General features: G+C 52.8%; 11 protein-coding genes. 3 read left to right on the forward strand and 8 right to left on the reverse strand.

The genetic code is table 11. From position 1 onward, the window contains the following. Positions 1–55: 55 nt before the first annotated feature. Both B2U47_RS07120 and hisI read right to left on the reverse strand, forming a co-directional pair. The gene (locus B2U47_RS07120; protein WP_296680440.1) at positions 56–790 is read right to left on the reverse strand and encodes a sulfite exporter TauE/SafE family protein; all 735 of its coding nucleotides are present in this window, start codon (positions 788–790) and stop codon (positions 56–58) included. After that, the gene (hisI, locus tag B2U47_RS07125) at positions 790–1,176 is read right to left on the reverse strand and encodes a phosphoribosyl-AMP cyclohydrolase (protein ID WP_296680436.1); all 387 of its coding nucleotides are present in this window, start codon (positions 1,174–1,176) and stop codon (positions 790–792) included. The genes B2U47_RS07120 and hisI overlap by 1 nt, the downstream gene beginning before the upstream one ends. A 92-nt stretch (positions 1,177–1,268) precedes the next feature. On the opposite strand from hisI, the gene B2U47_RS07130 reads away from it, so the two are divergent. Further along, positions 1,269–1,937 carry a glutathione S-transferase N-terminal domain-containing protein gene (locus tag B2U47_RS07130; RefSeq protein ID WP_296680432.1) on the forward strand — a complete coding sequence of 223 codons (669 nt, stop codon included), beginning with the start codon at positions 1,269–1,271 and terminating at the stop codon, positions 1,935–1,937. Positions 1,938–2,085: 148 nt separating this feature from the next. Here the strand turns inward: B2U47_RS07130 and B2U47_RS07135 are convergent, their stop codons facing one another. Further along, positions 2,086–2,985: a phosphorothioated DNA-binding restriction endonuclease gene (locus B2U47_RS07135; RefSeq protein ID WP_296680429.1), complete on the reverse strand. Its 900-nt coding sequence runs from the start codon at positions 2,983–2,985 to the stop codon at positions 2,086–2,088. Positions 2,986–3,079: 94 nt separating this feature from the next. Here B2U47_RS07135 and B2U47_RS07140 point away from each other — a divergent pair, with 94 nt between their 5' ends. Further along, complete coding sequence (locus tag B2U47_RS07140; protein WP_296680427.1) at positions 3,080–4,096, forward strand: nuclease-related domain-containing protein; 1,017 nt, start codon at positions 3,080–3,082, stop codon at positions 4,094–4,096. On the opposite strand, the gene B2U47_RS07145 is transcribed toward B2U47_RS07140, so the two are convergent. Genes B2U47_RS07145 through hslV form a run of 5 tightly spaced genes read right to left on the reverse strand, consistent with a single transcriptional unit; the run spans position 4,093 to position 6,806 of the window. Beyond that, positions 4,093–4,218 carry a hypothetical protein gene (locus tag B2U47_RS07145; protein ID WP_296680424.1) on the reverse strand — a complete coding sequence of 42 codons (126 nt, stop codon included), beginning with the start codon at positions 4,216–4,218 and terminating at the stop codon, positions 4,093–4,095. The genes B2U47_RS07140 and B2U47_RS07145 overlap by 4 nt on opposite strands. Positions 4,219–4,223: 5 nt before the next feature. Beyond that, the gene (locus tag B2U47_RS07150; protein ID WP_296680421.1) at positions 4,224–4,484 is read right to left on the reverse strand and encodes a hypothetical protein; all 261 of its coding nucleotides are present in this window, start codon (positions 4,482–4,484) and stop codon (positions 4,224–4,226) included. Between the two features lie 43 nt (positions 4,485–4,527). Then, positions 4,528–4,893: a DUF971 domain-containing protein gene (locus B2U47_RS07155; RefSeq protein WP_296680418.1), complete on the reverse strand. Its 366-nt coding sequence runs from the start codon at positions 4,891–4,893 to the stop codon at positions 4,528–4,530. 12 nt (positions 4,894–4,905) lie between these two features. Then, the gene (gene hslU, locus B2U47_RS07160; protein WP_296680415.1) at positions 4,906–6,273 is read right to left on the reverse strand and encodes an ATP-dependent protease ATPase subunit HslU; all 1,368 of its coding nucleotides are present in this window, start codon (positions 6,271–6,273) and stop codon (positions 4,906–4,908) included. Then, the gene (gene hslV, locus B2U47_RS07165) at positions 6,273–6,806 is read right to left on the reverse strand and encodes an ATP-dependent protease subunit HslV (protein WP_296680443.1); all 534 of its coding nucleotides are present in this window, start codon (positions 6,804–6,806) and stop codon (positions 6,273–6,275) included. The genes hslU and hslV overlap by 1 nt, the downstream gene beginning before the upstream one ends. Positions 6,807–7,026: 220 nt before the next feature. On the opposite strand from hslV, the gene B2U47_RS07170 reads away from it, so the two are divergent. Beyond that, positions 7,027–7,305: a DNA-binding protein gene (locus B2U47_RS07170; protein ID WP_296688299.1), complete on the forward strand. Its 279-nt coding sequence runs from the start codon at positions 7,027–7,029 to the stop codon at positions 7,303–7,305. The last annotated feature ends 99 nt before the right edge of the window (positions 7,306–7,404 follow it).

Raw genomic sequence — 7,404 nt, forward strand, 5'->3', positions numbered from 1 at the left:
GCATCACTTCCGGTCACACCCGGTTTCCGCTGGCGGACAAGTTGCTTGTTACCTGTCAATACAGGGCTTTCACCAGCAAGGACAAGCTGGCAAGCAGCAGCAATACCCCAATCAGGCGCGTCATTTGCGCGTGGCTCAGGCCGGTATGGACACGTCCACCCAGATACAGCGCACCCAGCATCAGGGGTAATGCGCCCAGTGAGTTCCACCAGATGGTTTGTGCCAGCAGCAAACCTGCCACGAAAAACGTGATAATGCGTGAAGCACCCTCGATAAAAAATAGCGCAGAAAATGCTGCCCGCAACTGTGTTTTGTCATGAATGCGGTGATTCAGGTAAATCACGTAAGGTGGCCCACCCGTACCAAACAACCCGCCAATTGTCCCGCCCGTCAGGGCTGCTGGAATCGCCCACCATTGCGATACCGGCTTTTCCCCTTTCAGGTTTAGCAGGCTGCGGATGGCAAAAATGAAAATGAACACCGCCAGTGTCAGCAACATGGGTGTGACCGGCAGGTTGACCAGCAATTGCGTGCCAACAATCACACCAAGGATGCTGAACGGAATCAGTGCCCCGACTTCTTTCCACAGCACGTGTTTGAAATCCACCCCGCCCATGACCAGTGAAGCCGTGAAATCCAGCAACAGGATCAAAGGGACAACGAAAGTCAGCGGCAGGAACAAGGCCAGCAAGGGCACGGCAATCAGGCCGGAACCGAATCCGGCAATTCCCCGAATAAAGTATGCCAACAGCACAATTGCCGCCGCCGTGCCGTATTGCCAAAACTCCATCAAGCGTACAGCGTTGACGGATCAATCAGCACTTCGCGGTCAATCACCACTTGATCGCCTTCCACCTTGTTGTAAAAGCACGAACGCCGCCCGGTATGGCAGGCAGGCCCGGTTTGATCCACCAACAGCAAAATCGTGTCAGCATCGCAGTCGATACGGAATTCCTTCAGCACCTGCATTTGCCCTGACGATTCACCTTTGCGCCAAAAGCGGTTGCGCGAACGCGACCAGTAACACACGCGCCCGGTTTGCAGGGTTTCTTCGATACTCTCGCGATTCATCCACGCCATCATCAGCACCTCTGCGGTGTCGTGTTGTTGGGCAATCGCAGGGATCAAGCCATCACTATTGTATTTGAGGGTATCGAGGGTTTCGGTCAAGGTCATGGGTATTCCTGTTTCAGTGTTCCTTTATTGGTGCGAGTATACCAGCATGTTGTAGGATGTGACCCTTTGTTGCTTTAGGTAAAATCCCAACCATGCTGACCTTGTACCAATTCAATTCCTGCCCGTTCTGCTGGAAAGTCAAAGCCTTTCTCAACTACCGCAAAATCCCGTATGACGTGGTGGAAGTCACCCCGTTTGGGATGAAAGAGCTGGATTTCACCGATCACAAAAAAGTCCCGGTACTCAAGGATGATGCTGAAATCGTGGTTGAATCCAGCGCCATCGTGCGTTACCTGAATGACAAGTATGTACAGTTGTTGCCCATGCCACAGGATGAGGAATGGCAGGCATGGGTAGACAATACCTTGGTGCATTACCTGCCACCGCTGATTCACCCCAATATGGGCAAATCCTTCCAGAATTTTGGACTCATTACGGCGGGTAGCAAAGACGGCGCTATCAAGCGTTTCCTGGTACGTTTCGCGGGTGCAATAGTGATGCCGCGTGTCGCCAATAAAATGAAGCTGAAACACAATATTCAAAATCCTGCCGCTGAATTTCAAACAGCGTTAGCGCATTGGGTCGATAACGGTTTGGCTGGCAACGCCTTTTATGGCGGTGAGCAACCGGGTTTGGTGGACACTAGCGTGTTTGGTGTGCTGCATTCTGCGCACGGCATGGGTATTCTGGAACAGGCGGCAACGGCTAATCCGACATTCGGGCGCTGGTATGCAGCCTGTCGCAGCACAATGGCTGCCTGATCGTTGCGCCAGATGCTATTGGGGTGAATGTTGGCGCAGCGGCAGGCCAGACGGTGTTCCACCTGCATGAGCAGGTGATTCTGCGCTATGCGGGGGATTGCGCTGATCCGCGTGGCGGGGTGCGGTGGGTTTGCCCGGAAAGGATGGTTTATTGGGAGTGACCGTATTTGCCCTGAAATACCTCGCGGATATGCCAATCGGTAAATTCCACCTTGGGCAGATACAGGCTGTTGCGTGGTTTGAGCAAGACTTTGCCGTCAAAATTCAGTACCCATTCTTCAAAACCGCTGTGACCGTTGGCCTTTTCCGAAACCATGACCTTGTGCTCCGCTGAAATGGCCAATGCGCCCCGATCCAGCAATTTATGGTGCAAGGAACACAGCGCCAAACCGTTGCTTTCAATATCAGGGCCACCTGCCTGAAACCATTTGATATGGGCGGCTTCCAGCGCAATCGGCGTGTTTTCCATGCGCACGCTGAAACTGCAAATGGCGCAACGGTAATCGTAGGCTTCCAGCACCCGACGGCGGAAAGTCGGGTCACGTTTTGCCCGTTTCTGGTTGGTGGTTTGGGCTGTCGCTTCAAAGTCCAGCCCTACCTCATCCAGAATGTCCTGATGCACCGATGGCGGAAAGTTATCCTCCAGCAATTGCATCGCCACTTGCTCCAACAACTCGCCATTGGCTTGCAGCAGGCCATAAACATCCTGGGTAAAACCGGCGGCAACATGGTGGTCACGCAAGTATTTCTTGCTCACACTCCCCGATGCTGTCAAAACGTCCGTGGTATTCGGCATTTCCCATATTTGGTCAGACTGCAAGTGCCAGAACGGCAATTCGGGGTAGTAATTGGCGCGGCTGGGGCCGAAATCTTCCAGCAACCTTGTGAGCTTGTTTTCGATTTCATCGAAGGGGATCAGTCTTGGTTTGTCCGTATTGGCTCGCGCCAATGCCAGCAGCAAAAGTAGTGGTTTGTGTGGTGCGCGTTGATCGCCTTTCTTCCAGACGTTCAGTGCGGTGATACGGTTAATGAGTTCCTGCGCGTCCATCCAAAACCCTTATCTATGGTTGCTGTCTGGATTATAGCCGCCATATACTGATACGGTAAGCCTAGCGCACAACAATATACAAAGGATGTCAGCTATGATCATTAAGAATGCCGATAACAAAACAGATGCGGTGGCAACCCTCGAACAACTTCTGAATCATCCGGGTGCTACCCCTGCCCAACAAAAAGCTGTGCAGAAAGAACTCAATATCTTGCGTGCAGGTATCAAAGGCGAGAACGAAGCCGCTTATCAAATAGGCTTTGATTTCAAGGATTCTGAATACTCGGTTGTCATTCATGATCTACGGCTGGACATTAACGGGCGGGTGGCTCAGATAGACCATTTGCTGATTGGGCGGGGGTTGATCGCATTTGTGCTTGAAACCAAACATTTCAATTCCGGCTTGAAGATCAACGATAACGGTGAATTCCTGCGATGGAATGACTACAAGAAAACCTTTGAAGGAATGGCTTCTCCACTGGAGCAGAATGAGCGCCATATTGCCGTGCTAAAAGATGCGTTCAAAATGATTGATATGCCCAGTCGGCTCGGTCTGCGTCTAATGCCAACTTTTCACTCTTTTGTTGTTGTCTCATCATCAACCAGAATAGACCGCCCCAAGAAATTTGATACCGGCCAAGTAATCAAGGCTGATTCCATCAAAACCAATATTCAGCAGAAGCTCGATAAAATGGGTATGTTGGATATGCTGGGAAGTGCTACCCGACTGGTTTCTTATGAAACACTGGAGGATATAGCCCGCAAGCTGTGTGCCTTGCATACGCCTATCTATATTGATTATAAAGCAAAATTCGGGATTTCCGATGTTGATGGTGCAGCAGTCGTTTCCCCTGTTTCTGATCAGCCGGAAATACGGCAGGATTCTACGGTTAAAGAACACGCCTGCCGCAAATGTGGTGGCGCAAACATCGGCATTCAATACGGGAAGTTCGGATACTATTTCAAGTGTCTTGATTGCGATGGGAACACGCCGATCAAAGTCGCTTGTGATGAGGAGGGATGCAAAGCCCGGATTCGTAAAGAGGGTAACAAATTCTTCCGTGAGTGTGTGGCTTGCGATAGAAGCTCTCTTTACTTTACAAATAGTTAAGTTGAGGTGCTGCTTGCGATTTCATCGTGCCCGATGAAAATATGCTGGAAGTGGCGCAGTGGGTCGTGCAACACACCCCCTTTGACCGCCTGTATTTCTACGGCAACGACAAGCCGCTGCATGTGAGTTACGGTGAGGAACATAGCCGGGTGATTGTGCTGATGTTGCCGGGGAACAGCGGGCGACTCGTGCCAAAGGTAGTGACAGCGGAAAGATTTTGCGGGACGACAACTAGCCTGACATAGGGGGCTTCTGCCACGCCGGAAGTTTCCGCCAGCGTGCGGTGGCTGAGGTTGGCAGCCAGCCGCCGCGCCTTGGCCTGGGCGGCAATGTTAGCTAACACGGTTTCGGGTGTCAGAAAGAACCCGCGCCCACCAACCTTTCCCATGAACGCAATACCCGATTGGACAGACAACCGGGAGTCATTATGCTCAGATCACTTGCCCCGGCAGTTTGCGCGTATACCCTGCCGCCGTCAGCTTTTCCAGATATTCCGCCCAGTACTGCTCCATGTTCTTGCCGTAGTCATACAGCAAATTCCAGTCGTAGATACCGCTGCTGTGGTTGTCATCAAAGAAAATCTGGATGGCGTAATGCCCGACCGGCTCAATGCCGGTGACATTGACGTTTTCCTTGCCGATTTGCAGTTTTTCCTGCCCCGGCCCATGCCCACGCACTTCGGCAGACGGGGAATGCACTCGCAGGAATTCGCAACTGAGCGCATGTACTTCGTCGCCCGGCCAGGTAATCAGCAGTTCGCGGGTTTTCTGGTTCAGGGTAATGTCAATCGGTGTCATGGGGGTGTCTCTTTACAAAATGTAACGGCTTAAATCTTCGTCCTTGACCAGTTCACCCAACGTCTGGTTGACGTAGGCGGCATCCACAGTCATGGCGGAATCGCAATCGGGCGCGTCGAACAGCACATTCTCCAGCAAACGCTCGACCACGGTATGCAGGCGGCGAGCGCCGATGTTCTCGGTGCGTTCGTTGACTTCAAAGGCAATTTCCGCAATGCGGCGCACTGCATCCGGGGTAAAAGTCAGTTCCACCCCTTCGGTTTGCAGCAAGCCCTGATACTGTTCAGTCAGGGATGCATTCGGCTCGGTAAGAATGCGCTCGAAGTCATTCGCGCTCAGGGCATCCATTTCTACACGAATCGGCAGCCGACCCTGTAATTCCGGTATTAAATCGGAGGGTTTGGACACATGGAACGCACCGGAGGCAATGAACAGGATATGGTCGGTCTTGACCATGCCGTACTTGGTGTTGACGGTGCAGCCTTCGATCAGCGGTAGCAGGTCACGCTGTACGCCTTCGCGGGAAACGTCTGCACCGCTGGTTTGCCCGCTGCGGGCTACCTTGTCGATTTCGTCGAGGAACACAATGCCGGTTTGCTCAACGGCAAACAGGGCACGTTGCTTGAGTTCTTCCTCATTGACCATTTTGTGGGCTTCTTCTTCGGTCAGCACCTTGAGCGCATCCTTGATTTTCATCTTGCGCTTGCGCTTTTTGTTGCTGCCGATGTTCTGGAACATGCTTTGCAACTGACTGGCCATTTCTTCCATGCCCGGTGGAGTCATGATTTCGACACTCGCGCCGCCCACAGCGACATCCAGCTCGATTTCCTTGTCGTTGAGGTCGCCTTCGCGCAGTTTCTTGCGAAATTTCTGCCGGGTAGCGGAATCTTCGGCAGGCTTGGCTTTGGGTTCGTCATCGCCGGTGGCGAGCCATTCGTTGACTGGAGTTTCCTTGCGTGGTGCAGGCAACAGGATGTCGAGGATGCGCTCTTCCGCCGCCTCTTGCGCCCGGTAGTTGACTTTGGCAACTTCCTGTTCGCGCAGCATTTTCATCGCCATATCAGCGAGGTCGCGGATGATGGAATCCACTTCCTTGCCCACATACCCGACTTCGGTGAACTTGGTGGCTTCGACCTTGATGAAGGGGGCATTCGCCAGCTTTGCCAGACGGCGGGCAATTTCGGTCTTGCCCACCCCGGTCGGGCCGATCATGAGGATATTTTTCGGTGTCACTTCCGGGCGCAGCGCATCGTCAAGCTGTTGACGACGCCAGCGGTTGCGCAGGGCAATGGCGACGGAACGCTTGGCCTTGTCCTGACCGATTACATGCTTATCCAGTTCCTGGACGATTTCGCGGGGGGTCATGGTTGCAACAGCCATCAGAGTTCCTCAATGGTCAGGTTATGGTTGCTGTAAATGCAGATGTCGGCAGCAATGTGCAGCCCTTTTTCAACAATCTCGCGGGCGGAAAGCTCGGTGTTTTCCAGCAGGGCGCGGGCGGCAGCAATGGCAAATGAACCACCGGAGCCAATCGCAATCAGGTCATTTTCCTGTTCCACCACATCGCCATTGCCGGTGATCAGCAGGGAAGCACTCGCGTCGGCGACGATCAGCAGCGCTTCAAGGCGACGCAACATGCGGTCAGTGCGCCAGTCCTTGGCCAGTTCCACCGCTGCACGGGTGAGGTTGCCGTTGTGGGCTTGCAGCTTGCTTTCAAAGCGTTCAAACAGGGTGAAAGCGTCAGCAGTGCCGCCAGCAAAGCCAGCCAGCACCTTGTCGTTGTACAGGCGACGCACCTTGCGGGCATTGCCTTTGAGCATGGTATTGCCCAGCGTGACCTGTCCGTCACCACCAACCACAACTTTCCCGTTGCGGCGCACGCTCAGAATGGTGGTTCCCCGGTATTGTTCCATGATGGTTCCCGATGTTTGCTTGATGACATAGCGTGGGGGCTGGCGGGTATATTTCAAGTTTTCCTACCGAATTATTCCGTGAATCATAAGTTAAGTTGGCTGTCAGCAAAGTATGTTAGGCTCAGACCAGGCAACGATAAGAATAGGGAATACCAACAAGTGGGCTGTAACGTGTTGTTAGTAGATGTGAATGCGAGGGGCGTTTTCGCCAGGGGGTAGTATGAAAAAACCTACCTACACGGATGTGCAAATCATTCAGGCAGGTAAACAGTTGTTGGCTGAGGATAAGTCGGTCACGCCGTTTGCCATTCGTAACCTGTTGGGGGGCGGTAATCATTTGCGCATCAAGCTGGTTTGGGAAGCCGCTCAACATGCCGGGTTGCCAGATACCGTGGGATGGGATACCCAGTTTTCGACTATTAGCCCGAAAAACCGGCATATTGCCAATTTGAAAAAATATGGTTCTTTGGGATTTCCCGTGGCCATGCACAAGATGTAGTGTTCAGTATTGACAGAAATCCTGTCCGTTCTTGTAAGACGATCTGAATTCTCTGGAACAGCCTGCCAGGGCCAAGCCACCCGAAACACCGCCGTTTGA

Origin of the sequence: Thiothrix sp. UBA5583 (assembly GCA_002425225.1) — a bacterium.
GTDB classification, from domain to species: Bacteria; Pseudomonadota; Gammaproteobacteria; order Thiotrichales; family Thiotrichaceae; genus Thiothrix; species Thiothrix moscowensis.